Raw genomic sequence first — 26,792 nt, forward strand, 5'->3', positions numbered from 1 at the left:
CGGGCGTGAAGTCTCTCCGTTGCTCGACGATTTTGCGCCGCGATGGCGGCATTGCGGGTCACTGAAAAACGGCTAGAGATTTGCCGTTCGCTGCGCTAGAGACGGCGATCCTTCACGAAAGGTGCAAGATGCGATCTTCCCGACGCACGATCATCAGGACCGCGTTCGCCAGCCTCGCGGCGGCGGTCTCCACGTCCGTTGTCAGTTCGATGGCAGCGGCCCAAACCGCAGGAAAGCCCATGACCACAGCCTCAGGCCTTCAGATCATCGACAGCAAGGTCGGCACCGGCGCCTCGCCGAAGCCAGGCCAGACCTGCGTCATGCACTACACCGGCTGGCTCTACGAGAACGGCCAGAAGGGCAAGAAATTCGACTCGTCCGTCGACCGCAACGAGCCGTTCGAGTTTCCGATCGGCCAGGGCCACGTGATCAAGGGCTGGGATGAGGGCGTATCCACGATGAAAGTGGGCGGCAAGCGCACGCTGATCATTCCGCCCAGTCTCGGCTATGGCGCGCGCGGCGCCGGCGGCGTGATCCCGCCGAATGCGACTCTGATGTTCGACGTCGAATTGCTGGGCGTGAAATAACCAGCATGCAACAACGGGTGGCGCAGCGATGAAGATCTCGATCCTCGACGATTATTTCGACACGCTGCGCACCCTCGATTGTTTCCATAAGCTCGACGGCAACGACGTCACGATCTGGAACGATCATGTCGGGGATGTCGACACGCTGGCCGAGCGACTGCGCGACACCGAGGTACTGGTTCTGATCCGCGAGCGGACGCAGATCCGCACCCCACTGCTCGAGCGCCTACCGAAGCTGAAGCTGATCAGCCAGCGCAGCGTCTATCCGCATATCGACATCGAGACCTGCACGCGGCTCGGCATCATCGTCTCGTCGAGCCAGCATGCGGATACACCGTCCTACGCCACCGCCGAATTCACCTGGGGCTTGATTCTGGCGGTGATGCGCGCGATCCCGCAGCAGATGGCGGCGCTGAAGGCCGGCAAATGGCAGATCGGCGTCGGCCAGACCCTGCGCGGCAAGACGCTCGGCATCTACGGTTACGGCCGGATCGGCGCCGTGATCGCGGGCTACGGCAAGGCCTTCGGCATGAAGGTGCTGGTCTGGGCGCGCGAATCCACCTTGGCGAAGGCGCGCGCCGACGGCTACGAGACATCAGCCAGCAAGGCAGACTTCTTTGCGCGGTGCGACGTGCTGTCGCTGCACATGCGGCTCGTCGACGCGACGCGCGGCATCGTCAAGGCGGAAGATCTCGCGCGCATGAAGGAAACGGCGCTGATCGTCAACACCAGCCGGGCGCCGCTGATCGAGCCGGGCGCGCTGGTCGACGCACTGCGCGCCGGCCGGCCCGGTATGGCCGCGGTCGACGTCTACGAGAAGGAGCCGCTGCGCGACACCTCCGATCCGCTGCTCAACATGGACAACGTCGTCTGCACGCCGCATATCGGCTATGTTTCGCGCGACGAGTACGAAATCCAGTTCACCGACATTTTCGATCAGATCGTGGCCTATGCCGCTGATACACCGACCAACGTCGTCAACCCGGATGTGCTTGCGAAGGCGCGCTCCAGGAACTGACCGGATTACGGGCACGAAAAAAGACCGGCCCCTCTCTCTTCAACATTGATCGGGCAATCAGAGGTTCTTGTTCGCCGCGTTGGCCGTCCGGTTGACGGCGTCCTTGGCGATTTCCTTGGCGTCGCCGACGGCCTTCTGGCCCTTGCCCTTGGCCTCCTGGATCGCGCCTTCGCCCTGCATTTCCTCGGAACCCGTGGCCTCGCCGATTTTCTGCTTGGCCTTGCCCATTGCTTCGTTGGCGTTACCCTTGATCTTGTCGGTGGTGCTGCTCATGACTTCTCCTTCGGAATGCATTGAATCTTCGCAAGGGAAACGTCTGCCAGCGGCCAATGGTTCCGATTTTCCGCTCGCCTGTGCGCGCTGTTTTCGCTAGCGTTCCACGCAACGAAACTTAACTGGCGAAAGCAGGAACAATGAGCGGTTCCCACGACCACACCCATTCTCACGACCACCATCATCATCACGACGACGAACGCTGGAAGCACGACGGCGTGCGCGTGATTCCCGGCAATCAACTCGATTCGAATGTGCCGTCCACGGCCGGCATGGACCGCAAGGCCGCGATCAATTTCGCGCGTGTCGGCGCGCAGAAACTCTGGGCGGGTACCGTCAGCATCAAGCCGGACGCCAAGACCGGCGCGCACCATCATGGCCATCTCGAAAGCATCATCTATGTCGTGAAGGGCAAGGCGCGGATGCGCTGGGGCGAGAAGCTGCAGTTCACCGCCGAGGCCGGCCCCGGCGATTTCATCTTTGTGCCGCCTTACGTGCCGCACCAGGAAATCAACGCCAGCCGCGACGAGGTGCTGGAATGCGTGCTGGTGCGCTCGGACGGCGAGGCGGTCGCGATCAATCTCGACATCGAGCCGGTGGAGAAGCCCGAGTCGGTGTTGTGGGTCGATCCGGTCCATCGCCATCCCGACGAAAAGAAGTAAGAAAACAGCTTGGCTCTCCGCTATGGCGGAGGCCTTCATGCAAGGGAGGCGTCCATGTCACTCGTTCGCTACGAGAGCGCCGGCTATGTCGCGACCATCACGATGGCGCGCAGCGACAACCACAATGCGCTCAACAACGCGCTGTGCGCGGATCTGCGCGACGCTTGGCTGCGCTTTCGCGACAGCGAGGATCGCGTCGCCGTGCTGGCCTCGTCGGAAGAGAAGTATTTCTCCGTCGGCGCCGATGTCGGTGACCTCCCCGTCAACATGTGGCACGCAGTGCCTGGCCTGGGTGTGGAGCTGGACAAGCCGGTGATTGCCGCGACCTCCGGCTGGGTCGTGGGCGGAGCCTTCGTGTTGGTCCAGATGGCCGATCTGTGCGTGGCGTCGGAGACGACACGTTTCATCTACCCTGAGGGAAAGATCGGCACCACCGCGGGCGGCGTCTCATCGGTGATGGCGCGGATGCCGCACAAGATCGCGATGGAGTTTCTGCTCGTCGGCGAGGAATTGTCGGCGGAGCGCGCGTTCCAGATCGGGTTCGTCAACAAGGTCGTGCCGAAGGGCCAGCACGTCGCGATGGCGCAGGAGATGGCCGCGAAGATCGCCGGCAACGCGCCGCTGGTGGTCCGCGCGCTGAAGAAGCTCGCCCGCGAGGCCATGCCGAAGGGGCCGCTGGAGACGGTTGCCGACGTCCGCCGGCTGCTCGATGAAGTCAGGGACAGCGAAGATATCAAGGAAGGCGTGAAGGCCTTCGCGGAGAAGCGCAAGCCGAGGTTCACGGGCAAGTAGGGCCCGCCGTCATTGCGAGCGAAGCGAAGCAATCCATCTATCCGAAGTGTGGCACTATGGATTGCTTCGCTTCGCTCGCAATGACGGGGTCAGGGCGCTACACAAACACCGTGTGATCGATGGGGCCGGTCGGCACCACGTAGCCGTAACGTGTATTCGACGGCTCCGGTCCCGCCTTGTCGTACTGTGCTCTCATCATCGCGAAGCGGTCGCCCTTCAGTTCCAGCATCGCGCGCTTCGGCTGGATATTGTAGAGGCGCGCGTTGTTATCGCCGAAGATCGCGGTCTTCACCGGTCCTTCGGCGGGCCCGAGTGGGGCGTAGCCGAACTTCTTCTGCATCGCTTCGGGAATTTCCAGCCGGCGCAGCCCCTCGATCTGCCATTGCGGTGCACCGGTCCACAGCGCATCCGTGCCCCAGCAGACATGATCGACGCCGAGCCCCTTGATCAGGGTGCCCATCAGGGCGGCGCAGACATTGGGCTCGGCGACCAGCGTGGTCGCGAACAGCTGGCCGACATCGCCATAGACATTATTGACGCCGTATTGCGCGGGGATATCGGCGAGATCGCTGGTCCAGGCGATGCGGCCAGTGCGCTCGAACTCGGCGAGCGCCACCTTGGGATCGCCGCCGACATGGCGGTAGGCCGCGTGATAGATCACGAAGTTGAGCTGCGGCCAGTCCTTGGCCGCCTGGCCGACATCGGCGACGTCGGCAAAGCCGCGCAAATTCGGATACTGCTTCTCGATGCCGGGCGGGAACAGGCCCTTGTGGATGCAGACATTCTTGATGCCTGCCTTCACCATCCTCTCATAACCCTTGTAGGCGACCTTCTCGTCGTCCATCCGCCAGGGATAGCGGCTGATCTCCTTGTGGGTGTTGTCGCCGATCGTGTAGCCCTTGCAGGACTCCGGCTTCAGCGCCAGCGCAGCGTCGAGCTTGTCGAGCCAGTTGGGCTGTCCGGGCGTGAAGATGGCGTGACAGAACATCCGCCGCGAGCCGGCCTCGTCGTTGATCTTCTTGCGGGCGTCGGCCATCTGCTCATTGGTCAGGAACCAGTCCTGCTCGATATCCGACGGGGCCGAGGAGATCAGCGCGATCTTCGTGTCGGAATCGAGAAACATCTCCTTCTTGTAGTTGTTGAACTTCAGGTCCTCGATGGTTTGCTCATGATCGTTGAGCTCCTTGTTCCAGCCGGCCTTGCCGACCGCCTTGCGCATCTCGACGAAGCCCATGATACGGGTGTCGTCGCGCAGGAAATGCGTGTGCATGTCCATGATGAACTGGTCTTTCAGTCCGTTGGCACGCTCCTGCGCCATCGCGGGCGTCGCGGCTTCCGCCGGCGTCACGTCGAACAGCGGGCCGTAGACCTGGTTCATCGCGACAAAGGAGGCCGCCATGCCGGCCGCGGTCTGGAAGAATCTCCGACGGTCGAGGCCCTGCTTGCCGCCGAGATCGTCGGCCATCGCGAGCAGCCGTGCCTCGACCTCGCGCTGCCGTTCGTTCTGTGGATCGGGATAGAACTCGTCGCTGGAGACGATCTGGGTCGGAATCGGCGTCTGGTGCTGGCACAGTTCGGAGGGCATTAAGGCGGCAAGTTCTTTTTCGGTCAGGTTGCTGCTCATACTTTGCTCCCGCTTCACGCCGGATGTTTCCGGTCGGGCCGCACGGAGACTAAGCTCAACTCCATCCGTCGTCCGCGCGGAACGGCGATCGCCGCGTTCACAAAGTCGTGCACCGTATTTGTCATTGTGAGATGCCGACGTCACCCACTCGCTCGCGGCTTCGCGCCGGCGCTGTTATGCTCGATCAGACCGGACGAAGAATCCGAACCGCAGGGAAGACCAGTCATGACGCACTTCGATCAATCGCGGCCCGACCATTCGCGCCGCACCGTCATCAAGGGCATTGGCGTTGCGACTGCGGCCGGCGCTTTTGTCGGCGTGCCGGCGCAGGCTGCAACGGCGGTTTCTGCCGATGGCGAGATCTGGAGCAACGAATACTGGGCGAAGAAGGGCGACATTCCCTTGTGGATGTTTCGCAAGCGGATCGGCGCGCCGAAGCCGGGCGAGCCCGCGCGGCCCGTCGTGTTCTTTGTCCACGGCTCGTCGGTGACCTCAAGGGCGTTCGACCTCACGGTGCCAGGCAAGGGCGAATATTCGCTGCTGAATGCATTCGCGCGCTATGGCTTCGATTGCTGGACCATGGACCACGAGAACTACGGCAAGTCGGGCCGCACGTCGGGAAACGCCGATATCGCGAGCGGCGTCGAGGACCTGAAGGCGGCCGCCGAAGTGCTCGCCCGCGAGACCGGGCAGGCGAAATATCACTTCGTCGGCGAATCCTCGGGTGCCTTGCGCGCCGGCGCCTACGCGATGGCTGCACCCGAGCGGATCGACCGGCTGGTGTTCGCGGCATTCACCTACAAGGGCGAGGGATCGCCGACGCTGGCGAAACGCGCCGAGCAGCTCGCCTATTACCGCACTCACAACATGCGCAAGCGCGACCGTGACATGATCCGCTCGATCGCAACCCGCGACAGACCGGGCACGTCGGATCCGGCGGTGATGGAGGCGCTGGCCGACGTCGAGATGCAGTTCGGCGACCAGATCCCGACCGGCACCTATCTCGACATGACCGCCAACCTGCCGGTGGTGCATCCGGAGAAGGTGCTGGCGCCGGTGCTGCTGGTGCGCGGCGAATATGATGGCATCGCTGCCGTTCCCGATCTCGAGGAGTTCTTCAACAAGCTGCCGAATGGCGACCGGCAGTTCATCATCCTGCCCGGCACCGCACATTCGGTGGCACTGGCGATCAACCGCGAGCTGTTCTGGCATGTGACGCGGGCCTTCCTGACCATGCCGGCGCCGGTCGTGACCTGAGGCTCCCTCGCGGCAGGACGCCGCAAGAAAAATTTGCGCTGCCATGTCGGGGATCTGTCACGCGGTTCGTCCTCGGGGCACAACCCGAGAAAAAGGGAGCGCCTTCATGGCCAAAATGGTCTTCATCAATCTGCCGGTCACCAATCTCGCCCGTTCCACCGCCTTCTACGAGGCGATCGGCGCGACCAAAAATCCGCAATTCTCCGACGATACCGCCTCCTGCATGGTGATATCAGAGACCATCCACACCATGCTGTTGACCCACGAGAAATTCAGCCAATTCACGCCCAAGAAAATCTCCGACGCCAAGACCGCGAGCGAAGTGCTGATCTGCCTCTCCGCGGATAGCCGCGACGCCGTCGACGACACCGTGAACAAGGCCAAGGGGGCCGGCGGTACCGCCGATCCGGCGCCGAAGCAGGATTACGGCTTCATGTATGGCCGCAGCTTCGAGGATCCCGATGGTCACATCTGGGAGCTGATGTGGATGGACGTCGCAGCCGCGACCAAGGCGCAATCCGCGACCGCTGACGCCTGATCGCCTTTCGCGCGCGCAAGGAGTTCAGTCATGTCAAAGGTGTCACCCTGCCTATGGTTCAAGGATGAGGCGGAGGAGGCTGCGAAGTTCTATGTCTCGCTGCTGCCTGATTCCCGCATCGATTTCGTCCAGAGGAATATTGGCGACGGCCTGGCCGGAAAGGCCGGCACGGTGCTGGTGGTCTACTTCAGGCTCGCCGGTCAGCGCTTCATGGCGCTGAACGGGGGGACGAAGATGGAGTACAACTGGGCCGTGTCGTTCTCGATCGATTGCGTCGATCAGGCCGAGATTGATCGGCTCTGGAACGCGCTGCTCACCAATGGCGGCAAGGAGGAGCAGTGCGGCTGGGTGCGCGATCGTTTTGGCGTCCCCTGGCAGATCGTGCCGGCGGGGATTCGCAACTACACCGACGGGCCCGACAGGGCCGGCGCCGTGCGCGCGATGCAGGCGATGCTTGGCATGGTCAAGCTCGACATCGAAGCCCTGCGCAAGGCCTATGAGGGCAAGTCGGCGGCGTAGCGCGCAGGACGTTGATGTGCAAGGTGGGCAAAGGTGCTCTCGCGCCGTGCCCACCCACAGATCCTTGTTGAGATATATGTGTCCGTCTCGACGGTCTCACCACTCAGGCTGCGGATCGCCCTTCCGCCACGGCGCTATCGGCGCGAAGACCAGGCGCCCGACCGTCTTCAGGACCGGAATGATCGCATAAAAGAACAGCGCGCCAATGATGAATCCCGCCAGCACCGGGAAACTATGCATGCGCAGGGTTGGATAGAACAGACCCACAAGAAACAGCACCTCGATGAAGTAAGACCGCACCGACTGCAGTCCCGGATTGGGTCGATAGCCCGCGTTGTCTGGCAGGATGTGAGAAAACAAGCTGTCGGAAATCCTGCACCCGATCATTGCACCGAGGCAACCGAACGCCAGCGGTGTTTGCCAGAGCACCGTGCCCGTGATGCCGAGCAGCCCGACGACCCACAGTGAAAGGATCAGGCCTCCGAAGAATACGACCTGACCGAAGCCGTCGGGTATCTTGACCCCGGCAATCGCACCGAAGTAGCGCCACAACCGGCCTTTGCGCTCTTGCAACGAGTGCCGAAGCGTCAATGCCAGATCAATGATCTGCAGAACTGCGAGAATGATCAGCGTATAGCTGGAACCCACTATCCAGATATTGCGGTCATCACCGGCCATGAGGCTGCTCCGCTCGAACGGCTGAAGAGCGCAGATAATCATTGCCAGCAGGGAGCCTCAACCATGGCTCGCTCGCAAGGCGGCGCTGTGTTGACTTGTTAGTTAGTGTCGATGGCTTGGAAAGGCGTTCAATGCGGTGGACATGAAAGTGAGATCGGATCACACTCGTCACAGAAGATCGCACCGGCGCACGTCACACTTCCCCACGTCAAACTTCGCTCACACCCGCTTCCATCACATCACACGCCACCAGTGATCTCCGTATCAGCATCACATTCAGTTCTGCGGCGTCCGGCCGCACGCACGGCGATCGTTGCTGCTGCGATCTTCGTCGTGGCGCACTTCGTGCTGTTGCTCGGCATCACAACGCCGGACAAGCTCTATTTCGACGAGGTGCACTACGTGCCGGCGGCGCGGCAGATGCTCCTGCCGGTGATCCAGGAGCCGATGCTCAACCCGATGCATCCGCCGCTCGCCAAGGAGATCATCGCGCTCTCGATCAAGGCGTTCGGCGACCGGCCGCTGGGATGGCGCTATCCCGCGACGTTATTTGGTGCGCTTGCGCTGGTCGGCGTCTATCTCTGCGCGCTCGCGCTGTTCGCATCTCAGGGGCCCGCGGTAGCGGCCGTGCTGCTCGCCTTCTTCAACCAGATGCTGTTCGTGCAGTCGCGGATCGCGATGCTGGATATTTTCGCGCTCGCCTTCAGCCTGTTTGCGATCGCGGCCTTCATCCATGGCTTCAGGCAAAGCCGGCCGCAGCTCGCCTTCGCGCTGGCGGGGTTTGCCGTGGGCTTATCGGCTGCCTGCAAATGGAGCGGGCTGTTCGTGCTCGCGACCTGCATCGCGATAACAGCGACGATCTGCCTGATGCAGAGCTGGCGCACGCGCTTTGCCGACGGCAATCCTGAGGATTGGTACCAGCCGGATCTATGGCCGGATTTCCGCGTCCATCACTTCATCGCCTGTTTCATGCTGATTCCGGCGGTCGTCTATCTCGCGACCTTTGTGCCACTGTATGGCCTCTCGCTCGCCGATCTCATCGAGGCGCAGCGCCGCATCTTTGCCGACAACACCACCAGCGCGATCGCCGGACATCCCTATTCGAGCTCATGGCCGTCCTGGCCGTTCCTCGTGCGGCCGGTCTGGTATCTGTTCGACAAGGTGGACGACGGCCGGATCGCGGCGGTCGTATTTCTCGGCAATCCGCTGATCCTGTGGCCCGCGCTGATCGCGCTCGCGGTAGCGCTGCGCGACTGGATCGTCGCGCGCAAGCGTGATGCATTCCTGGTGCTTGCGTTCTACCTCGGCCCGTATTTCGCCTGGGCGTTGCTGCCGCGGACGCTCGGCTTCATCTATTACTATCTGCCGGCCGCGACCACGGCGAGCTTTGTGCTGGTCTATGCATTGACGCGCAAGGGCACACCGCGCTGGCTGCTCTGGGCGTTCGTCGCCCTCGGATGCGCCGGCTTCGTCGCGATGCTGCCGATTACGGCCGCCTTCATCGAGACGTCGATGGCGACGTTCAATCGGCTCATGCTGTTCAAGAACTGGATCTGAGATCCGGTCGCCTCGGAATCAGATGCCGAACCAGGAAATCCGGCTCCAGGAGATGTGGTGCCGGTGAAAATGCGGCCAGAAGATCGGGAACGGCTCCCAATAGGCGTAGCGCCGGTAATGGCGATGGGCGTAACGGCGATGGCGGCGCGGCACGGGTTCGGCCGCCGCCGGCTGTGGCGATGCCTCCTCCGCGGCCTTCGGTACGATCGACGGCCGCGGCACGCTTGCCGGCGTCTCGCCCTGCGCCGGCGCGGCGGCGGCGGCCGCCGGGGCCGCGGCGTCCTTTGCCACGGGGGCGTCGTCGGCACGTGCCAGCGATGAGCTGATGGTCAGCAGTGCCGCAATGGCAATGCCCGTCAATTGCTTTCTCATGTTGATATTCCCCAGGGGCAATTCGCCGGGCCGTTCAGCCGCGGCTGGTGGAAATGGAATTTTGAAATCGAGCGATCCGCCTGCCGTTTCCGACAGGCGGATTGAATGCGTGGACGTTATTGCGACGCGGTTTTGGTGTCCATGTTCACGACCTGCACGCGGCGGTTGGCCGGGTCCATCGGTGCGTTCGGGTCCTTCGGCCTGTCCTTGCCGTAGCCGACGGTCACGAGGTTGGAGCCGTTCAGGCCGTAGTGATCGACCAGATATCTCTTGATGGTGTCGGCGCGGCGCTCCGACAGATCCTGGTTATAGGCCTCGCCGCCGATCGCATCGGTGTGGCCGGCGACCACGAAGGTCGAGCCCTTCAGGCTGGTGTCGGACAGCGCCTTGCCGAGCTCCTGCACGGCCTGGGTCGAGCCCCTGCTGATATCCGCCGAGTTGTAGTCGAAGTGAACCTCCAGATCGATCTTCGGCTTGTTCGAGGCGATCTCGGCGATCTCCTGGCGTTCACCAAGCGACAGCGAGCGGGTCTGCCGGTTGCGGACGCTATTGAGGAAGCTCGATTCCTGGGCCGTGGTGGCCGGGTCAACCTGCGGGCCGGCCGACAGGCCGCGGGTGAGCGGCTTCGGCTTCAGCGCATTCAGGATCTGGTTGGCCGGGACGAAGCCGTCACCAGCCAGTGCGAGGCCCGCCGTCATCGACAGCGCAGCGCCGATCGTCAGAAGAGACAGGGAAACAGAGCGGGTCATGGTTTTCGTCCTCTACTGTGACGCCAGCCAGTCTGGCTTGCTGTCGATTTGATGCGGGGACAGTAGGATCGGTTCAAAGCCCTGAATGTGATCTAGGTCACGTTGGACTTGCCGGCCCCATTTCGCTGTCCGTCCATCGGTAAGGGCAGGCGAGGGGGCACTCCTTTGAGTCGTGTTCCCAGAGCCGTCTCCCGGCTTCCCAGAGCCGTCGCCCGGTGCCACGTCGCATCGTCGTTCGACCGCGTTCGAGCGGCGCGATGTCCTGTGTGATCTGCATCACGGTAGAGAATTGCGCGCGGGATCACATTGCACCCATCGGATGAGGACCTCCCGGGCAGCACGCCCCGAGGTCAAGGCAAGGGGAGAGTGGATCATGCGGCGGCTTTTGATTGCAGCTCTATCACTGGCGGGATTTCTAATCAGCGCAGATGCAGCGCTTGCCGACAAGCGGGTGGCTTTCGTGGTCGGCAACGGCGCCTACAGGAACGTGGCGCAACTGCCCAATCCACCGGCCGATGCCAAGGCGATGGCCAAATTGCTGCGCAATGTCGGCTTCGAGGTCGTCGAGGGATCGAACCTGACCCGCGACAAGATGACCGAAAAGCTCCTGGAATTCGGCACCAAGGCGGGAGGCGCCGACGTCGCGGTGTTCTTCTATGCCGGTCACGGCATCGCAGTGAACGGCACCAACTATCTGCTTCCGGTCGACGCCGACCTGAAATCCGAAATGGACGTCAAGCTTGGCGCCGCGATCAACGTCGATCTCACGCTCGAGCAGACCATGGGCGACGCCAAGGTCAAGCTGGTGTTGCTCGACGCCTGCCGCGACAATCCGTTTGCCGCCAAGATCCGTTCGGCCAAGGCCACCCGCAGCGTCAGCGTGGAGAGCGGCCTTGCCGAGATGAAGTCGGGCGAGGGCACCCTGATCGCGTTTGCGACCGGCCCGGGCCAGACCGCACTCGACGGCGAGAACGGCACCAACAGCCCGTTCACCCGCGCGCTGCTCGCCAACATCGCCGCCCCCGGCGTCGAGATCCAGCAGGCCATGACCAAGGTCCGCGCCCAGGTCAACGAGGAGACCAACAAGGGCCAGCTGCCCTGGGGCCACACCAACCTGATCGGCACCGTCTATCTCAATCCGGCGGCGGCGCCCTCGGCCGAAATCGCGACGACCGAGGCGGTGGCAGCGTCCGGAACCGGCTCCGAGGTCGAGATCGAGTTCTGGCGCTCGATCAAGGACACCAACAAGGTCGAAGAGCTCAACGCCTATCTCACCAAATATCCGAACGGCACCTTCAAGCCGATCGCGCTCGCCCGTATCGCCTCGCTGCAGGACGGCCCCTCGACCACGACGCGCAACCTCACCACCGGCACCGACACCGATCCGGCGACCTTCACCGACGAAGCGACCCAGGTGAGCGAGGACCAGCTCGGGCTCGATCGCAACCAGCGCCGCGACGTGCAGCGCCGGCTCACCACCCTCGGCTTCGACGTCAAGGTCTCGGGCAAGTTCGACGACACCACCCGCACCGTGATCACCCGCTGGCAGGCCGCCCGCGGCTATCCGAAGAGCGGCTATCTCAACGCGCTGCAGCACAAGGCGCTGCAGAATGAGATCCTGTCGACCCACGTTGCCTCGGCCGCCAGCGACGATTCCGACGACGAGCCCGCCCGTCCGTCGCGCCACCATGGTGGCGGCGGTGGCGGTGGTGGCCGCCACTATCGTCGCGGCGGCGGTGGCCCGGGCGCCTTCTTCGGTGGCTTCATGGGGGGACTGTTCCGTCACTGAGGTTCTGAAATCTGAACACATCGAAGGCGGCCTCAGGGCCGCCTTCTTCCTTTGACGGTGATGCGTAGCTGATGATGCGTAGCTGATATTTGCCCGGCCGCTCTGCAAACCTGCGCGAATCTCGCTACATTGCGCGCTGATGCCCCGCGCCACCGAACCCCTTTCCCTGAGCACTGCCTCTGCCCGCCGAATCTGGCTGCGTGCGCAGCGGCTCGACACCCAAGCGCCGTTCGGCGAGGGCGCTTCCGCCGTCGCCGCCGCGGTCGATCATCTCGGTTATGTGCAGATCGACACCATCAATGTGATCGAGCGCTGCCACCACCACATCCTGTTTTCCCGTATCCCGAACTACCGGCGCGCCGACCTCAAGCAGGCGCAGAGGGCCGACAAGAGCGTATTCGAATACTGGACGCATGCGCTGTCCTACATTCCTTCCAAGGACATCGGCTTCTTCCTGCCGGCGATGAAGGCGCACCGGCGCGAGGGCCACAAATGGTTCTCGTCGGTGACGCCGGCAGACACACGCAAGGTGATGCGGCTGCTGCGCGCCGGTCCGCTCACCATCCGCGACATCGACGACGACGTGCTGACCGAGAAGGAGCATCTCTGGCAGAGCCGCAAACCCTCCAAGCGCGCGCTGCAACTCGCCTTCTATGGCGGCGCGGTCACGGTCAGCGAGCGCACCGGCATGCTGAAGACCTATGAGTTGATGATCAGGCATTTCGGCTGGGACAAGCCGCCGAAGCCGGCATCGGCATCCGCCTTCGTCGCCTATCTGCTCGACCGTGCGCTGCGCTCGCAAGGCATCGTCAGCCTGGACTCGATCTGTCATCTCGATGCGCCCAGCAAGAAGGCGGTGCGCCGCCTGATCGACACCCGCGTCCGCCGCAAGGAGCTGCTTCCGATCGCGATCGAGGGTGCCGGCAAGCAGGAGCATTGGGCGCGGCCCGACATGCTCGAACCCGCGGGCGAAGGCGATCCGGGGCTCGTCCACATCCTCTCGCCGTTCGATCCATTGATTATCCAGCGCAAGCGCACCGAGCTCATTTTCGGCTATGGCCATCGTTTCGAGGCCTATGTGCCGAAAGAAAAGCGTCTGTTTGGTTATTTCGCGCTGCCGGTGCTGGTCGGTGACGAGATCGTCGCCGCCCTCGACCTCAAGACCGACCGGCAGAACAAAAAGCTCCTGATGCAGAAATGGAGCTGGGTCGGGCCGGGCAAGAAACAAGCGGCGCGCAAGGAGCTGAAGCGCCGCATCGAGGAGGAGCTGGATCGGTTCGAGGAGTTTCAGCTGGCGGAATAGGGGAACGACGTCGCTGTTATCAGGCCTTTTTGCAACCGTTTTCGCAAGATCCGTAAGAGCTTCGAGCGTAAGTTCTGGTGCAACTGCGAGCAGCAATCCGATACGGGCCATCTCATGCGTTACTTGCTTAAGCGTCGCGATCGTTCCACCAATCGTAATGCCGGCTCCAGCGACAACGGCAGCCAACAGGTTTGGCTGATTAGACACATGAAAGATCAATACGACCAGAACCACGAGCACGCACAGGGCGGTTGCAACACGCATCCAATAAGCAAGCCTGAGATCTCGAGCCAAGCCGTCCAGCACGTCGGTCAGGCGTTCACGATTTATGGTCCGTCCTTCTCCGTCAGGGTTAGTGATTTCTGGAAGCGGTGCCGCTCCATCGCTCAGCCGACTGCAATTGTTCGGATGTCTCTTAAGAATAGCCATTCGTGGCCTGCTTCGGTGTTAGATGTCCGTCCGCATGCGGGCGGGTTACTACAGTTGCGAGTCTACGAAGGGCTGGGTGAGAAAATGTTTCGGGTCGAAGACCGCGCCAGCGGTGCGCTTTGGTTTATTCACAGGTTATTGATGAGATGGCATCGATGAATGCCTGATCGTCGTTCGCATAGGCGCTCATCGCGACGGCGATCGCCGCGACGGAATACTTAAATCTTCAACTGGCGCAGCTTGGTGCTCTTGACGGGTAGTTCGTACATCGCTCCGCCCTGAACAGTCGCGGGGATGGTTAGGATCACTGGCCAGAGCGCCAAGATGCGCTCCGTTTGCTTTATTACAGGGGCCTTATAGAGGCCTTGAGAGAGAAAGAGCCCGATCAAGTTGGAATTGCGGAAGGTGTGATATTCTGCGCGGTTTCGAGTGATGCGTCGGTCGCCGGAGATGACGATCCACTGTCCGTCCTTACTGAGGTCAGCGATCCAATCGATATCGCTGATGTTCCGCGGATATCTCTCAGCAAGATATGTGACTTCGTGTTCACCCTTAAACAATTCGCGGAAGGCTCGGGCCATCGCCGGGGACATGTTGTGGTCAAAAAAGATCTTCACGCAGCAAGTGATTGTTCAAACTTCACTGCATCTCTAACCGCAGACGGCGATACCTCATATAGCCGACTAACACGATCTACAGAGCCTTCGGCGTTCATTGCGTCAACTAGCACGACGGTCGGCACGCCGTAGGCGTTCGTGATCGGCTGCCCAAAAGCGCGCATTGGGTCGATCACGATGCTCTGCTTTCCCTCAAAGGGCCGCCAGCGCGTGACAATATCGTGTGATATGTCCAGGTCCTTAAAGGTGCGGTCGATAACTTTCTTGATGACGTACTGATGGCTTTTCAGGTCCAGAAGTTCGCCATCGCTGGTTCGACGCAAGCTTTCAAGGAAAATTGTGCGGCCATCTGTCCGGAAGCGGCGCGTGGAAAAGGGATGACCGTCGCCAGCGCACTCGCGGGCATATTCAAGACAATTGCGAACCGTGATGAGGGAGAGGCCGGCGTCCAAAAAACTCTTGACGACGCGGAGTTCGATCAAATCGCGGAACCCCAGCTCTATGTGGTGGTCGTAGGCAGGCAACTGCGGCGTCCACAAGGGCGGCATTTCAACGGTTTTTTCGCCTTGCGTATAACTGTATCCGCCGAGCCATCGCCGAATGTTGAGCGGCCGGATTTTGAGCAGCCTAGCGGCCTCGGGAACGGTGTAAGAGCCGATTCCAAGCGTCGAGGCGTTCTTGTGGTCGACAGTTTGCAGCATCTGGTGACAGTAACGTGGTTGCGCCCTTGAGGCCATAAGAGGCTTTAGTTCACGAACCAGTGTTCATTGACGAATATTGACATTTATCAGTGATCAATTGATACTCTTCATCAGTCATCAGCTGATGGAGAGTTCAGATGTTCGTTCATTCCGTTTTGTCCAGCTATTACAGGCTCTTGACTGGGGCGTTGCTGGCACTTGCGGTGTTCGCGCTGACTGGCTGTAATGAAAAGGTGGCCGAAAAGGCCGATCCGGGACGCCCCGTTCTGGTGGCGACCGTCCATTACGAAGCCGAGACCCCTGAGCGCAGTTTTGTCGGCACGATCAAGCCCCGGATCGAAGCCGATATGGGCTTTCGGGTCACCGGCAAAGTGGCCAAGCGGCTGGTTGAGGTCGGACAGACAGTCGACGTCAACCAGCCCTTGGCCACCCTCGACGAGGTCGACCTGAAGCTGCAGGCCGAGCAGGCCGAGGCTGAATTCACTGCCGCCACCGGCGTGCTGGCGCAAGCTGCCGCCGCCGAGCAGCGCGCCAAGGATCTGAAGGTCAAGGGCTGGACCACCGACGCCGCGCTCGATTCGGCCAAGGCCGCTGGCGACGAGGCCCGCGCGCGGCTGAACCGCGCCGAGCGCTCGGTCGAACTAACCAGGAACTCGCTGTCTTACGCAACGCTGGTAGCCGACACCCGTGGTGTCGTCACAGCGACCATGATCGAGCCCGGCCAGGTGGTTGCCGCGGGCCAGGCATCGATCCGTGTCGCCCGACTTGGCGAGAAGGAAGCGGTCGTCGCGATCCCCGAGACGCTTCTCGCTCGTGCCAGGTCGGGCGTTGCCACGGTGACGCTGTGGACGGACGCCAAGAAGACCTATGCCGCAAAGCTGCGCGAGGTCGCGCCGTCAGCCGATCCCGCCACCCGCACCTATCTCGCAAAGTTCTCGCTGCCCGACGCCGGTGACGACGTCTCGCTCGGCATGACCGCGACGCTGACGCTGGCTGACGGCGCGACCCAGCGGGTGGCGAAGCTGCCGCTGTCGGCGCTGTACAGCCAGGGCGGCGATCCCTCGCTCTACATCGTCGACGACAAGGGCGAGATCGCGCTGAAGCCGGTCAAGGTGAAGGCCTATGACAGCAACTGCGTCGTCATCACCAGCGGCGTCGACGACGGCGCCAAGGTCGTCGCGCTCGGCGTCCAGAAGCTCGATCCGAGCCAGAAGGTCCGGGTCGTCTCGGCACTGGCGTTCTGATCCCGGCAATCACGGCGAAAACAGTACTGCGAATTGGAGAGTGATATGAAGCGCTTCAATCTGTCGGCGTGGGCGGTCAGCCATCAGACGCTGGTGCTGTTCCTGATGATCGTGCTCGCCGCCGCCGGCTACTTCTCCTATCAGAAGCTGGGCCGCGCCGAGGATCCGTTCTTCACCGTGAAGGTGGTGAACGTCTCGGTGCTATGGCCCGGTGCGACCTCGCAGGAAATGCAGATGCAGGTCGCCGACCCCATCGAGAAGAAACTGCAGGAGCTGCCGTTCTTCGACAAGGTGCAGACCTATTCCAAGCCGGGCTTCACGGCGATGCAGGTCACCTTCAAGGATTCGACGCCGCCGAAGGATGTGCCCTACCTCTTCTATCTCCTGCGCAAGAAGCTGGTCGACGTGCAGGGCGACTTGCCGGCCGGCATCCTCGGCCCCGTCGTCAACGATGAATTCTCCGACGTCGATTCGATTCTCTATATGATGACCGGCGACGGCGCCAACTACGCCCAGCTCAAGACATCAGCCGAAGGCTTTCGCCAACGCCTCCTGAAGGTGCCAGGGGTGACCAAGGTCGACCTCTACGGCATCCAGGACCAGCGCATCTTCGTCGAGTTCTCGCATGCCAAGCTCGCGACCCTCGGTATCACGCCCCAGGCGCTGTTCGATTCGCTCGCCAAGCAGAACAACGTCACGCCGGCCGGCACGGTCGAGACCTCGTCGCAGCGCGTGCCGCTGCGTGTCACCGGCGCGCTCGACGGCGTCAAGGCGGTTGCAGAGACGCCGGTCGAGAGCAACGGCCGCGTGTTCCGGCTCGGTGACATCGCCACCGTCACCCATGGTTATGTCGATCCGCCGAGCTTCGTGGTGCGCCAGGAAGGCAAGCCGGCCCTCGGCATCGGCGTCGTCACCGCCAAGGGCGCCAACATCCTCGAGCTTGGCAAGGACGTCGAAAAGGCCACTGCCGAATTCATGAGCGCCGTGCCACAGGGCATCGATGTCAAGCAGATCGCCGACCAGCCTCAGGTGGTCGAGCATGCCGTCGGCGAGTTCATGCACTCCTTTGTCGAAGCGCTCGCAATCGTGCTGTTCGTCTCCTTTGTCGCGCTCGGCTGGCGCACCGGCATCGTTGTGGCACTGTCGGTGCCGCTGGTGCTCGGCATCGTCTTCATCGTGATGAACGCGATGTCGCTCGATCTGCATCGCATCACCTTGGGCGCCTTGATCATCGCGCTCGGCCTCCTGGTCGACGACGCCATCATCGCGGTCGAGATGATGGTGGTGAAGATGGAACAGGGCTGGGACCGCTACCGTGCCGCGTCCTTTGCCTGGGAATCCACCGCGTTTCCGATGCTCACGGGGACGCTGGTCACGGCCGCTGGCTTCCTCCCCATCGGCTTTGCCAATTCGGCGGTCGGCGAATATGCCGGCAGCATCTTCTGGATCGTAGCGATCTCGCTGGTTGCTTCCTGGTTCGTCGCGGTGATCTTCACGCCCTATATCGGCGTCAAGCTGCTGCCGAACATCAAGGTTCACGCCAACCACGATCCGCACGCGGTCTACGAGACCCGGATGTACCGGGGTTTGCGCAGCATCGTGCAGTGGTGCGTCGATCACCGCATCACGGTGGTGGCGGCGACCGTCGGCATCTTCGTCGCCTCGATCGTCGCGTTCGGCCATGTCCAGCAGCAGTTCTTCCCGCTGTCGGAGCGGCCCGAGCTGTTCCTGCAGCTCCGGCTGCCCGAGGGCACCGCCTTCAACGTGACCGAAAAGGCCGTCAAGAAGGCCGAGACGCTGCTCAAGGACGATCAGGACATCGCGACCTATACGGCCTATGTCGGTCAGGGCTCGCCGCGGTTCTGGCTCGGCCTCAACCCCCAACTGCCGAACGAGGCGTTTGCAGAGATCGTCATTCTCGCCAAGAACGTCGACGCGCGCGAGCGCGTCAAGGCGAAGATCGAGCAGGCAGCGGCTGACGGCGCGCTGAACGAGGCGCGGGTCCGGGTCGATCGCTTCAACTTCGGGCCGCCGGTCGGCTTCCCGGTCCAGTTCCGCGTGATCGGGCCCGATGCCAACAAGGTGCGCGACATCGCCTACAAGGTGCGCGAGGTGATGCGCCAGAATCCCAATGTCAAGGACGTCCAGCTCGACTGGAACGAGCAGTCGCCCTACCTGAAGCTGGTCGTCGACCAGGACCGCGCCCGCGCGCTCGGCCTCACCCCGCAGGACGTCTCGCAGGCGCTGGCGATGCTGATCTCCGGCGTGCCGGTCACCACCATCCGCGACGGCATCGAGAAGGTCGGCGTGGTCGCCCGCGCCGTGCCGTCCGAGCGGCTCGATCTTGGCCGCGTCGGCGACCTCACGGTCACATCACGCAACGGCGTGGCCGTGCCGCTGCAGCAGATTGCGAAGATCGAATATGCCCATGAGGAACCGATCCTGTGGCGGCGCAACCGCGACATGGCGATCACCGTGCGCTCCGACGTCGTCGACGGCGTGCAGGCGCCAGACGTCACCAATCAGATCTCGCCGAAGCTGAAGGACATCCAGGATCATCTCGAGCCGGCCTACCGGATCGAGCCGGGCGGGGCGTTCGAGGAATCCGCCAAGGGCAATGCGTCGATCTTCGTCCTCTTCCCCGTGATGGTGATGGTGATGCTGACGCTCCTGATGATCCAGCTGCAGAGCTTCTCCCGCCTGTTCCTGGTGTTCCTCACGGCGCCGCTCGGCATCGTCGGCGCTTCGCTCGGGCTCAACGTCGCCAACCAGCCGTTCGGCTTCGTGGCGCTGCTCGGCCTGATCGCGCTCGCCGGCATGATCATGCGCAACGCGGTCATCCTGGTCGACCAGATCGAGAGCGACGTGTCCTCCGGCCTGACGCGGCGGGAAGCGATCGTGGAGGCCACCGTGCGCCGCGCCCGGCCGGTGGTGCTGACAGCGCTTGCGGCGATCCTCGCCATGATCCCGCTATCGCGCTCGGCGTTCTGGGGGCCGATGGCGATCACGATCATGGGCGGTCTGTTTGTTGCGACTTTCCTGACCTTGCTGTATCTGCCGGGCCTCTACGCCCTCTGGTTCCGCAAGACCCTCGACGAAAGCGGACCCATCGAGCAAACCGATACTGCGCCGCAGCATGCCGGAGATGCAAAGCACGCAATTCCGCTTGCTGAAGCGGCCGAATAAATGAACATTGAGTAGACCAGCATGACAGTGATTTCGGAACACGTCGAACCTGACACCCGCGAGCGCATTCTCGTGGTGGCGGAGCGTCTGTTCCGGCAGATCGGCTACCAGAAGACGACGGTCGCCGACATCGCCAAGGAACTGCGCATGAGCCCCGCCAACGTGTACCGCTTCTTCGAATCGAAGAAGGCGATCCACGAAAGCGTGGCGCGCGGCTTGATGGGCGAGGTCGAGATCGAGGCGCAGCGCATCGCGCGGACGCAGGGCCCGGCGGCACTTCGGCTGCGCGAGATGATGACGACCATCCACCGCATGAACACGGAGCGCTATGTCGGCGATTCCAAGCTGCACGAGATGGTCGAGATCGCGATGCAGGAAGACTGGGAGGTCTGCGTCGCCCATATGGAACTGGTCACCGGCACCATTGGCGAGGTGATCGCGCAAGGCGCGGCGTCGGGCGAATTTGAGGTCAGCAACCTGCAACTTGCCGCGATGTGCGCCTGCACCGCCATGATGCGCTTCTTCCACCCGCAGATGATCGCCCAATGCGCGACCAAGCCGGGCCCGAGCATCGACGAGATGATCGATTTCGTGCTCGCGAGCCTGTCGCCGCGCGCCAGGGTTAACTGACCAGGGTGAATTGACGTAGTCGTTATTTGACACCCGTCATTGCGAGCGAAGCGAAGCAATCCATTGGCGCCGCAAAACGCGGTATGGATTGCTTCGTCGCTTTGCTCCTCGCAATGACGCAAGAAGGAAGAGGCCCAGCGTGACCGCGAAAGACCTGCATTTCTACGAGCCGAAGAACGGCCACGGCCTCAAGCACGACCCGTTCAACGCGATCATCGCACCGCGTCCGATCGGCTGGATTTCCTCGCGCGACCCGAACGGCAACGTCAACCTGGCGCCCTACAGCTTCTTCAACGCCTTCTGTTACGTGCCGCCGATCATCGGCTTCTCCTCCACCAACTGGAAGGACAGCGTCGCCAACATCCAGGAGACCGGCGAGTTCGTCTGGAATCTGGCGACCATGGATCTGGCCAAGCACATGAACGCGACCGCGGCCCATGTCGCGCGCGATGTCGACGAATTCAAGCTGGCGGGGCTCACCGCCGAGCCGGGCAAGCTCGTCAACGTGCCGCGCGTCGCCGAGAGCCCGGTCGCCTTCGAATGCAAGGTGAGCCAGATCATCCAACTCCAGGGCGCCGATGGCAAAAAGGCCGAGGCCTGGCTGACACTCGGCGAGGTCGTCGCGGTCTATATCGACAAGGCCTTCATCAAGGACGGCGTCTACCAGACCGGGCTCGCCCACCCGATCGTCCGCGCCGGCCGCCGCGGCGACTATTTCGAGATCAAGCCGGAAAACATGTTCGAGATGTTCCGCCCGGATTGAGGCTTTCTCCGTTCCCTCTCCCCGTTCTTCACGGGGAGAGGGTTAGGGTGAGGGGCTGCTTCCACGAGTTGCAATCGCGGTGAGACCTGTACCCCCTCACCCGAAATTCAACCTGCGCTTGAATTTCGACCTCTCCCCGCAAGCGGGGCGAGGTGAGCAGCATCGCCCGCTGCCACGAAACGGTCACTCGCAACCTTGCCGGGAGCGGTCTAACCTTCCACCGCCAGGCCGGATCAACGGCCGGCGAAAACAGTGGGAGGATGCGATGACACGCCAAGAGCGGAGCGATCCAACACAAGAACGGAGCGATCCGAAAGAACAGAGGCGCGATTCGAACGTTTCACGACGAACGCTTGTCCAGGGGTTGGCGATCGGAGCGGCCGCCACCGCAACCGGCATCGGTAGCGCGCTGGCCCAGAATGCGCCGGTCGGGCCGCCGACGACGATCACCAGCCCGCCGCGCGATTTCAGTCCGCGCGGCGCGCCGACCACCTATTTCTGGGACCCCGACGTCATCGCGGTCGATCCGTCCTTCAACGACCTCGCCCAGCCGAACACCTCGATCAAGCGCCTCTATACCGGCTTGGGGTGGGCGGAAGGCCCGGCGTGGAGCTCACAGGGCCGCTATCTGCTGTGGAGTGACATTCCCAACAACCGGCAGATGCGATGGTTAGAGGATGACGGCCATGTCAGCGTGTTCCGCATGCCGTCCAACTACAGCAACGGCAACTCGTTCGACTTCCAGGGCCGCCAGCTGTCCTGCGAGCATCTCACCCGTCGCGTGGTGCGCTACGAGAACGACGGCACCGCGACCGTGCTTGCGGATTCCTACGATGGCAAGAAGCTGAACTCACCGAACGACATCGCCGCCCATCCCGACGGCAGCTACTGGTTCACCGATCCGCCCTATGGCGGCCAGCTCTATGAGGGCGAGCCCGATGCCGCGGGCGGCCCGGGCAATCCGTCCGGCAAGCTCAATCCGCGGATCGGCCAGCCGCCTGGCTTTGTGCCATTCAAGCGCGAATTGCCGACCAACTGCTATCGCGTCGATCCGTCCGGCCGCGTCGATCTTGTGGTGAGCGAAGACCAGGTGCCCGATCCCAACGGCATCTGCTTCTCGCCGGACTACAAGAAGCTCTATGTCGTCTCGACCGGCAAGGGACCCGGCGATACCGGCGCAGGCGGCAAGAGCGATGTGTTCGTGTTCGATGTCGGCGCCGACAACAAGCCGTCCAATCCGAAGCGCTTCAGCGACTTCATGATCGACGGCGTGAAGTGCGGTCCGGACGGCATCCGCTGCGACGTCAACGGCAATGTCTGGTGCTCCAGCAATGCCGGCCGCGCGGTCGGCTACAGCGGCGCGACATGCTGGTCGCCGGAGGGCAAGCTGCTCGGCCGCATCCGCCTGCCGGAGGTGTGCGGCAACATCACCTTCGGCGGCCCCAAGCGCAACCGCCTGTTCATGGCCGCAAGCCAATCGCTCTACACAGTCTATCTGGCCACGCAGGGCGCCGGGCCGGCTTAAGGCATGCTCAGATTAAACGGAGCCGTAACCGCGTAGGAAACTGCGCTCCCTCTCCCGCTTGCGAGGGAGGGCTGGGGTGGGGGCTCTCTCCACGAGTCGCATTGTGGAGAGAGCCCCCACCCGCCACGCTCTGGCGCGCAAGAGCGCTGCCGAGCGCGGCGACCTCCCCCGCAAGCAAGCGGGAGAGGTGCAGCGAGCTTGCCGCGAGACCGATTGAACTCGTCTTATTCCGCAACCCGCCGGCGCCATCCTCTGCTACCTGACTGTCGCAGCTCGGCTTTCGGAACTGAACGCACGGCGTGCCGTTAACAAACGGCGCTTTTGCCGTGTCAATTTCGCTTTATCTGCAAAGCGAAGTGTTCACCGGTCGCCGTCACTTTCCGCTAGGATATCGCGCCCGCGCAGCCGATTCATGAGGACCCCGCCATGAGCTTCCGCCGCGACACCATTACCAAGCCGATCTTCTCCTGGGCGCGCGGCGTGCTGCCGGCGATGTCGGATACCGAGCGAGAGGCGCTGGAGGCCGGCGACGTCTGGTGGGACGCCGATCTCTTCACCGGTAATCCGGACTGGGCGAAGTTGCTGGCGTTCGCGCCGGCGACACTCACCGACGAGGAGAAGGCCTTCCTTCATGGCCCGGTCGACCAGCTCTGCGCGATGCTCGACGAATGGAAGATCAACTGGGAATGGCGCGATCTGCCGCCCGAAGTCTGGGACTTCGTCAAGCGCCACAAATTCTTCGGCATGATCATCCCGAAGGAATTCGGCGGCCTCGGCTTCTCGCCTTACGCGCATTCCGAAGTGGTGCGCAAAATCTCCTCGCGCTCGCTGACTGCGGCCGTCACCGTGATGGTGCCGAACTCGCTCGGGCCCGGCGAACTCTTGATGCGCTTCGGCACCAAGGAGCAGCAGGACAGATGGCTGCCGCGGCTGGCCGATGGCCGCGACATTCCCTGCTTCGGCCTGACCAGCCCGGAGGCGGGCTCGGACGCCGCCTCGATGATCGATACCGGCATCATCTGCAAAGGCGATTTCGAAGGCCGCGAGGTGCTTGGGCTGAAGCTCAACTGGCACAAGCGCTACATCACGCTCGGCCCGGTCGCGACGCTGCTCGGTCTCGCTTTCAAGGCCTATGATCCCGATCATCTCGTCGGCAACGAGAACGAGCTCGGCATCACGGTCGCGCTGATCCCGACGCATCTGCCGGGCGTCTCGATCGGCCAGCGCCATTTGCCGGCGATGCAGGTATTCCAGAACGGCCCAAACTGGGGCAAGGACGTCTTCATCCCGCTCGATTACATCATCGGCGGGCAAGAGCGGATCGGCCAGGGCTGGAAGATGCTGATGACCGCGCTTGCCGCGGGCCGCGGCATTTCGCTGCCGTCGCTGTCGGCGGCAGGCGCCGCCTATGCCGCGCGCACCAGCGGCGCCTATGCCCGCATCCGCGAGCAGTTCGGCATCTCGATCTCGAAATTCGAGGGTATCGAGGAGCCGCTCGCCCGCATCGCGGCAACAGCCTATCTGCTCGATGCCGCGCGGCGGCTGACATGTGCCGCGCTGAACGAGGGGCATCATCCCGCCGTCATCTCCGGCATCATGAAGCTGCATGCCACCGAGCGGATGCGGATCGCGATCGACGACGCCATGGATATCCACGGCGGCAAGGCCGTGATCGATGGGCCGCAGAACTATCTGGGAGGGCTCTACCGCTCGGTGCCGGTCGGCATCACGGTCGAAGGCGCCAATATCCTGACCCGCAATCTGATCGTGTTCGGGCAAGGCGCGATCCGCGCGCATCCTTATCTGCTCCAGGAGATGAACGCGCTCGGCGAGGCCGATCGCGACAAGGGCCTGACCGCCTTCGATACCGCATTCTGGAAGCACATCGGCCACAGCTTCGCTACCATGTTCCGCGCCTGGGGGCGAAGCTGGACCGGCGGACTGTTCGCGCCGGCGCCCGATGCCGGCGATGCGACCGAGTTCTATCGCCAGCTCTCGCGCTACTCGTCGGCGTTTGCGTTGTGTGCCGACATGGCGCTGCTCACCCTCGGCGGCGCGCTGAAGCGCAAGGAGATGCTGTCAGCGCGCTTCGGCGACATCCTGTCCGAGCTGTACTTGCTTTCCGCCGCGCTGAAGCGTTGGCAGGACGAGGGCCAGCAGAAAGATGATTTTCCCGCACTCGAATGGTGCATGGCGACCGGCTTCAAGACCATCGAGAACCGCTTTGCGGAAATCCTCGCCAATTTGCCGAACCGTTTGGTCGGCGTGATCCTGAAATTCTTGATCCAGCCGTTCGGTGCGCGCGTGGTCGGGCCGTCCGATCGTATCGTGCATCAATGCGCGCAAATCGTGCTGTCGCCGTCGGCGGCGCGCGACCGGCTGACGCCGGATCTTGCCTTTGTTGAGGACGACCGTGGCGTCGCGCGGCTGGAGAAGGCCTTCCGCCTTGTGACCGAGGCCGAGGACGCCGCCAAACGGCTGCACGCCGCGCGGCTGCATGACTGGCAGGAGGCGGTCAAGAAGGGCGTCATTACCCAGAGCGAGGGCGAGAAGCTCGCCGCCGCCCATGACGCCGTCGCTAAGGTCATCGAGGTCGATGATTTTGCGCCGGAGGCGCTGTCCCCGATTTACAAGAAATCCGCCGACGTGCATCAGTTCTTCCAGGAGCTTGGAGAGCAGAGGGCGGCGAGCTGATGGCGCGACCAGTCTTTATCGTCGACGGCAGCAGGACGCCGTTCCTGAAAGCGCGCTCCGGTCCCGGCCCGTTCACGCCGGTCGATCTTGCCGTGCAATGCGGCCGGCCTCTTTTGGCGCGCCAGCCCTTTGCGCCCACCGCGTTCGACCAGGTGATCCTCGGCTGCGTCAATGTCATTGCCGACGAAATGAACCCGGCGCGGGTCGCGGCGCTTCGGCTCGGCATGGGTGAGAAGATGGTCGCCTTCACGGTGCAGATCAATTGCGGCTCCGGCATGCAATCGATCGACACCGGCTATCGCTACATCCGTGAAGGCATCTCCGATCTGATCCTCGCGGGCGGTGCGGAGGCGCTGAGCCACGCGCCGCTGGTCTGGCCCAATTCCGGCGTGCGCTGGTTTGCCGGCCTTGCCGGCGCCAAGGGACTGGGCGCCAAGATCATGGCCGCGCTGAAGGTGAGGCCGAGCTATCTCAAGCCGATCATTGGCCTCGAGCGCGGGCTGACCGATCCCATCACCGAACTCAACATGGGGCAGACCGCCGAGAAGGTCGGCCATCTCTTCGGCGTCACGCGCGCGCAATCCGATGCCTATGCCTCCGAAAGCCACAAGCGGCTCGCCAACGCACAGTCGCAGGGCTTTCTCAAGGGCGAGGTCGAAACCGCCTTCGGGCGCGATGGCAAGTTCTACGATCGCGACGACGGCGTCCGCCCCGACTCCACGCCCGAGACATTGGCAAAACTGAAGCCGGTGTTCGAGCGTCCATGGGGCCAGGTCACCGCCGGCAATTCCTCGCAGATCACCGACGGTGCGTCGTGGGTGATCCTTGCCTCTGAAGCTGCCGTGGCAAAGCACGGGCTGACGCCGAAGGCGGTCATCCTCGACAGCCAGTGGTCGGCACTCGATCCGTCGATCATGGGGCTCGGCCCGGTGCTGTCGGCGAGCGCGCTGCTGAAGCGCAACGGATTGACGTTGCACGACGTCGAGACCTGGGAGCTGAACGAGGCCTTTGCCACCCAGGTGCTTGGCTGCCTCGCTGCCTGGAACGACGATAAATTCTGCCGCGAGATTCTGGGACTTGACGGTGCGGCCGGCGAGATCGACCAGACAAAACTCAACGTCGACGGCGGCGCGATCAGCCTTGGCCATCCCGTCGGTTGCAGTGGCAACCGCATCGTGCTGCACCTCGTCAATGCGATGGAGCGGCTCGGCACCAGGCGTGGCGTTGCCACCGAATGTATCGGTGGTGGGCAGGGTGGTGCGATGTTGATAGAGACGGTGTGATC

Annotated in this window: 25 protein-coding genes; 18 read left to right on the plus strand and 7 right to left on the minus strand. The window is 62.9% G+C overall.

Features of this window, described 5'->3' with window-relative positions; genetic code table 11:
- Positions 1 to 128 precede the first annotated feature (128 nt).
- Both ACP2YO_RS10580 and ACP2YO_RS10585 read left to right on the plus strand, forming a co-directional pair.
- The gene (locus ACP2YO_RS10580; RefSeq protein WP_426440818.1) at positions 129 to 587 is read left to right on the plus strand and encodes an FKBP-type peptidyl-prolyl cis-trans isomerase; all 459 of its coding nucleotides are present in this window, start codon (positions 129 to 131) and stop codon (positions 585 to 587) included.
- Positions 588 to 615: 28 nt separating this feature from the next.
- Complete coding sequence (locus ACP2YO_RS10585; RefSeq protein WP_426440819.1) at positions 616 to 1,605, plus strand: D-2-hydroxyacid dehydrogenase family protein; 990 nt, start codon at positions 616 to 618, stop codon at positions 1,603 to 1,605.
- A gap of 57 nt (positions 1,606 to 1,662) precedes the next feature.
- Here ACP2YO_RS10585 and ACP2YO_RS10590 read toward each other — a convergent pair whose 3' ends face one another.
- On the minus strand, positions 1,663 to 1,878 hold the full coding sequence (locus ACP2YO_RS10590; protein WP_426440820.1) for a CsbD family protein: 216 nt from the start codon (positions 1,876 to 1,878) through the stop codon (positions 1,663 to 1,665).
- A 140-nt stretch (positions 1,879 to 2,018) separates the two neighbouring features.
- Between ACP2YO_RS10590 and ACP2YO_RS10595 the strand changes: the two genes are divergently transcribed.
- Both ACP2YO_RS10595 and ACP2YO_RS10600 read left to right on the plus strand, forming a co-directional pair.
- The gene (locus tag ACP2YO_RS10595; protein WP_426440821.1) at positions 2,019 to 2,540 is read left to right on the plus strand and encodes a cupin domain-containing protein; all 522 of its coding nucleotides are present in this window, start codon (positions 2,019 to 2,021) and stop codon (positions 2,538 to 2,540) included.
- A gap of 54 nt (positions 2,541 to 2,594) precedes the next feature.
- On the plus strand, positions 2,595 to 3,332 hold the full coding sequence (locus tag ACP2YO_RS10600; protein WP_426440822.1) for an enoyl-CoA hydratase/isomerase family protein: 738 nt from the start codon (positions 2,595 to 2,597) through the stop codon (positions 3,330 to 3,332).
- A gap of 97 nt (positions 3,333 to 3,429) precedes the next feature.
- On the opposite strand, the gene ACP2YO_RS10605 is transcribed toward ACP2YO_RS10600, so the two are convergent.
- Positions 3,430 to 4,956, minus strand: a complete 1,527-nt coding sequence (locus ACP2YO_RS10605) for an amidohydrolase family protein (protein WP_426440823.1) — start codon at positions 4,954 to 4,956, stop codon at positions 3,430 to 3,432.
- A gap of 225 nt (positions 4,957 to 5,181) precedes the next feature.
- Here ACP2YO_RS10605 and ACP2YO_RS10610 point away from each other — a divergent pair, with 225 nt between their 5' ends.
- The 3 genes from ACP2YO_RS10610 (at position 5,182) to ACP2YO_RS10620 (ending at position 7,270) form a co-directional block, all read left to right on the plus strand.
- Positions 5,182 to 6,213, plus strand: coding sequence for an alpha/beta hydrolase (locus tag ACP2YO_RS10610; protein WP_426440824.1), 1,032 nt, complete (start codon positions 5,182 to 5,184; stop codon positions 6,211 to 6,213).
- A gap of 106 nt (positions 6,214 to 6,319) precedes the next feature.
- A complete protein-coding gene (locus tag ACP2YO_RS10615) occupies positions 6,320 to 6,751 on the plus strand; it encodes a VOC family protein (protein ID WP_426440825.1) in 432 nt (143 codons plus the stop codon).
- Positions 6,752 to 6,781: 30 nt separating this feature from the next.
- Positions 6,782 to 7,270, plus strand: a complete 489-nt coding sequence (locus tag ACP2YO_RS10620) for a VOC family protein (RefSeq protein ID WP_426440826.1) — start codon at positions 6,782 to 6,784, stop codon at positions 7,268 to 7,270.
- Positions 7,271 to 7,366: 96 nt separating this feature from the next.
- Here the strand turns inward: ACP2YO_RS10620 and ACP2YO_RS10625 are convergent, their stop codons facing one another.
- Entirely contained in the window at positions 7,367 to 7,948 is a 582-nt protein-coding gene (locus ACP2YO_RS10625) for a hypothetical protein (protein WP_426440827.1), read from the minus strand.
- A 252-nt stretch (positions 7,949 to 8,200) separates the two neighbouring features.
- Here ACP2YO_RS10625 and ACP2YO_RS10630 point away from each other — a divergent pair, with 252 nt between their 5' ends.
- Positions 8,201 to 9,505, plus strand: coding sequence for a phospholipid carrier-dependent glycosyltransferase (locus ACP2YO_RS10630; protein ID WP_426440828.1), 1,305 nt, complete (start codon positions 8,201 to 8,203; stop codon positions 9,503 to 9,505).
- 18 nt (positions 9,506 to 9,523) lie between these two features.
- On the opposite strand, the gene ACP2YO_RS10635 is transcribed toward ACP2YO_RS10630, so the two are convergent.
- Together ACP2YO_RS10635 and ACP2YO_RS10640 are read right to left on the minus strand one after the other, a co-directional pair.
- Positions 9,524 to 9,877, minus strand: coding sequence for a hypothetical protein (locus tag ACP2YO_RS10635; RefSeq protein WP_426440829.1), 354 nt, complete (start codon positions 9,875 to 9,877; stop codon positions 9,524 to 9,526).
- 116 nt (positions 9,878 to 9,993) lie between these two features.
- Positions 9,994 to 10,626: an OmpA family protein gene (locus ACP2YO_RS10640; protein WP_426440830.1), complete on the minus strand. Its 633-nt coding sequence runs from the start codon at positions 10,624 to 10,626 to the stop codon at positions 9,994 to 9,996.
- Between the two features lie 373 nt (positions 10,627 to 10,999).
- Here ACP2YO_RS10640 and ACP2YO_RS10645 point away from each other — a divergent pair, with 373 nt between their 5' ends.
- The 3 genes from ACP2YO_RS10645 to ACP2YO_RS10655 all read left to right on the plus strand — a co-directional run bounded on the left by ACP2YO_RS10645 (position 11,000) and on the right by ACP2YO_RS10655 (position 14,306).
- Positions 11,000 to 12,415: a caspase family protein gene (locus ACP2YO_RS10645; protein ID WP_426440831.1), complete on the plus strand. Its 1,416-nt coding sequence runs from the start codon at positions 11,000 to 11,002 to the stop codon at positions 12,413 to 12,415.
- A gap of 139 nt (positions 12,416 to 12,554) precedes the next feature.
- The gene (locus tag ACP2YO_RS10650; RefSeq protein ID WP_426440832.1) at positions 12,555 to 13,718 is read left to right on the plus strand and encodes a winged helix-turn-helix domain-containing protein; all 1,164 of its coding nucleotides are present in this window, start codon (positions 12,555 to 12,557) and stop codon (positions 13,716 to 13,718) included.
- A gap of 114 nt (positions 13,719 to 13,832) precedes the next feature.
- The gene (locus ACP2YO_RS10655) at positions 13,833 to 14,306 is read left to right on the plus strand and encodes a hypothetical protein (RefSeq protein WP_426440833.1); all 474 of its coding nucleotides are present in this window, start codon (positions 13,833 to 13,835) and stop codon (positions 14,304 to 14,306) included.
- A gap of 59 nt (positions 14,307 to 14,365) precedes the next feature.
- Here the strand turns inward: ACP2YO_RS10655 and ACP2YO_RS10660 are convergent, their stop codons facing one another.
- Positions 14,366 to 14,740 carry a hypothetical protein gene (locus tag ACP2YO_RS10660; protein WP_426440834.1) on the minus strand — a complete coding sequence of 125 codons (375 nt, stop codon included), beginning with the start codon at positions 14,738 to 14,740 and terminating at the stop codon, positions 14,366 to 14,368.
- Between the two features lie 20 nt (positions 14,741 to 14,760).
- Positions 14,761 to 15,465 carry a hypothetical protein gene (locus tag ACP2YO_RS10665; RefSeq protein ID WP_426440835.1) on the minus strand — a complete coding sequence of 235 codons (705 nt, stop codon included), beginning with the start codon at positions 15,463 to 15,465 and terminating at the stop codon, positions 14,761 to 14,763.
- Between the two features lie 137 nt (positions 15,466 to 15,602).
- On the opposite strand from ACP2YO_RS10665, the gene ACP2YO_RS10670 reads away from it, so the two are divergent.
- The 7 genes from ACP2YO_RS10670 (at position 15,603) to ACP2YO_RS10700 (ending at position 26,790) form a co-directional block, all read left to right on the plus strand.
- The gene (locus ACP2YO_RS10670) at positions 15,603 to 16,709 is read left to right on the plus strand and encodes an efflux RND transporter periplasmic adaptor subunit (protein WP_426440836.1); all 1,107 of its coding nucleotides are present in this window, start codon (positions 15,603 to 15,605) and stop codon (positions 16,707 to 16,709) included.
- Positions 16,710 to 16,754: 45 nt separating this feature from the next.
- Positions 16,755 to 19,895, plus strand: a complete 3,141-nt coding sequence (locus ACP2YO_RS10675; protein WP_426440837.1) for an efflux RND transporter permease subunit — start codon at positions 16,755 to 16,757, stop codon at positions 19,893 to 19,895.
- A 21-nt stretch (positions 19,896 to 19,916) separates the two neighbouring features.
- Positions 19,917 to 20,525 carry a TetR/AcrR family transcriptional regulator gene (locus ACP2YO_RS10680; RefSeq protein ID WP_426440838.1) on the plus strand — a complete coding sequence of 203 codons (609 nt, stop codon included), beginning with the start codon at positions 19,917 to 19,919 and terminating at the stop codon, positions 20,523 to 20,525.
- A 139-nt stretch (positions 20,526 to 20,664) separates the two neighbouring features.
- The gene (locus ACP2YO_RS10685; protein WP_426440839.1) at positions 20,665 to 21,288 is read left to right on the plus strand and encodes a flavin reductase family protein; all 624 of its coding nucleotides are present in this window, start codon (positions 20,665 to 20,667) and stop codon (positions 21,286 to 21,288) included.
- 265 nt (positions 21,289 to 21,553) lie between these two features.
- Entirely contained in the window at positions 21,554 to 22,813 is a 1,260-nt protein-coding gene (locus ACP2YO_RS10690; RefSeq protein WP_426440840.1) for an SMP-30/gluconolactonase/LRE family protein, read from the plus strand.
- A gap of 426 nt (positions 22,814 to 23,239) precedes the next feature.
- Complete coding sequence (locus ACP2YO_RS10695) at positions 23,240 to 25,507, plus strand: acyl-CoA dehydrogenase (protein WP_426440841.1); 2,268 nt, start codon at positions 23,240 to 23,242, stop codon at positions 25,505 to 25,507.
- Positions 25,507 to 26,790 carry an acetyl-CoA C-acetyltransferase gene (locus tag ACP2YO_RS10700; protein ID WP_426440842.1) on the plus strand — a complete coding sequence of 428 codons (1,284 nt, stop codon included), beginning with the start codon at positions 25,507 to 25,509 and terminating at the stop codon, positions 26,788 to 26,790. Before ACP2YO_RS10695 ends, ACP2YO_RS10700 begins: the two co-directional genes overlap by 1 nt.
- Positions 26,791 to 26,792: the final 2 nt, after the last annotated feature.

The organism is Bradyrhizobium genosp. P (genome assembly GCF_049949265.1).
Classification (GTDB): Bacteria; Pseudomonadota; Alphaproteobacteria; order Rhizobiales; family Xanthobacteraceae; genus Bradyrhizobium.

Excerpts from the sequence above, each read along its gene's own strand:
- ACP2YO_RS10700 (WP_426440842.1), top strand. The coding sequence starts at position 25,507 with ATGGCGCGACCAGTCTTTATCGTCGACGGCAGCAGGACGCCGTTCCTG.
- ACP2YO_RS10615 (WP_426440825.1), top strand. The coding sequence starts at position 6,320 with ATGGCCAAAATGGTCTTCATCAATCTGCCGGTCACCAATCTCGCCCGT.
- ACP2YO_RS10645 (WP_426440831.1), top strand. The coding sequence starts at position 11,000 with ATGCGGCGGCTTTTGATTGCAGCTCTATCACTGGCGGGATTTCTAATC.
- ACP2YO_RS10625 (WP_426440827.1), bottom strand. The coding sequence starts at position 7,948 with ATGGCCGGTGATGACCGCAATATCTGGATAGTGGGTTCCAGCTATACG.
- ACP2YO_RS10595 (WP_426440821.1), top strand. The coding sequence starts at position 2,019 with ATGAGCGGTTCCCACGACCACACCCATTCTCACGACCACCATCATCAT.
- ACP2YO_RS10635 (WP_426440829.1), bottom strand. The coding sequence starts at position 9,877 with ATGAGAAAGCAATTGACGGGCATTGCCATTGCGGCACTGCTGACCATC.
- ACP2YO_RS10665 (WP_426440835.1), bottom strand. The coding sequence starts at position 15,465 with ATGCTGCAAACTGTCGACCACAAGAACGCCTCGACGCTTGGAATCGGC.
- ACP2YO_RS10690 (WP_426440840.1), top strand. The coding sequence starts at position 21,554 with ATGACACGCCAAGAGCGGAGCGATCCAACACAAGAACGGAGCGATCCG.
- ACP2YO_RS10650 (WP_426440832.1), top strand. The coding sequence starts at position 12,555 with ATGCCCCGCGCCACCGAACCCCTTTCCCTGAGCACTGCCTCTGCCCGC.
- ACP2YO_RS10695 (WP_426440841.1), top strand. The coding sequence starts at position 23,240 with ATGAGCTTCCGCCGCGACACCATTACCAAGCCGATCTTCTCCTGGGCG.
- ACP2YO_RS10590 (WP_426440820.1), bottom strand. The coding sequence starts at position 1,878 with ATGAGCAGCACCACCGACAAGATCAAGGGTAACGCCAACGAAGCAATG.
- ACP2YO_RS10640 (WP_426440830.1), bottom strand. The coding sequence starts at position 10,626 with ATGACCCGCTCTGTTTCCCTGTCTCTTCTGACGATCGGCGCTGCGCTG.
- ACP2YO_RS10610 (WP_426440824.1), top strand. The coding sequence starts at position 5,182 with ATGACGCACTTCGATCAATCGCGGCCCGACCATTCGCGCCGCACCGTC.
- ACP2YO_RS10660 (WP_426440834.1), bottom strand. The coding sequence starts at position 14,740 with ATGTCCCCGGCGATGGCCCGAGCCTTCCGCGAATTGTTTAAGGGTGAA.
- ACP2YO_RS10620 (WP_426440826.1), top strand. The coding sequence starts at position 6,782 with ATGTCAAAGGTGTCACCCTGCCTATGGTTCAAGGATGAGGCGGAGGAG.
- ACP2YO_RS10585 (WP_426440819.1), top strand. The coding sequence starts at position 616 with ATGAAGATCTCGATCCTCGACGATTATTTCGACACGCTGCGCACCCTC.
- ACP2YO_RS10580 (WP_426440818.1), top strand. The coding sequence starts at position 129 with ATGCGATCTTCCCGACGCACGATCATCAGGACCGCGTTCGCCAGCCTC.
- ACP2YO_RS10655 (WP_426440833.1), top strand. The coding sequence starts at position 13,833 with ATGCGTTACTTGCTTAAGCGTCGCGATCGTTCCACCAATCGTAATGCC.
- ACP2YO_RS10605 (WP_426440823.1), bottom strand. The coding sequence starts at position 4,956 with ATGAGCAGCAACCTGACCGAAAAAGAACTTGCCGCCTTAATGCCCTCC.
- ACP2YO_RS10675 (WP_426440837.1), top strand. The coding sequence starts at position 16,755 with ATGAAGCGCTTCAATCTGTCGGCGTGGGCGGTCAGCCATCAGACGCTG.
- ACP2YO_RS10600 (WP_426440822.1), top strand. The coding sequence starts at position 2,595 with ATGTCACTCGTTCGCTACGAGAGCGCCGGCTATGTCGCGACCATCACG.
- ACP2YO_RS10670 (WP_426440836.1), top strand. The coding sequence starts at position 15,603 with ATGTTCGTTCATTCCGTTTTGTCCAGCTATTACAGGCTCTTGACTGGG.
- ACP2YO_RS10680 (WP_426440838.1), top strand. The coding sequence starts at position 19,917 with ATGACAGTGATTTCGGAACACGTCGAACCTGACACCCGCGAGCGCATT.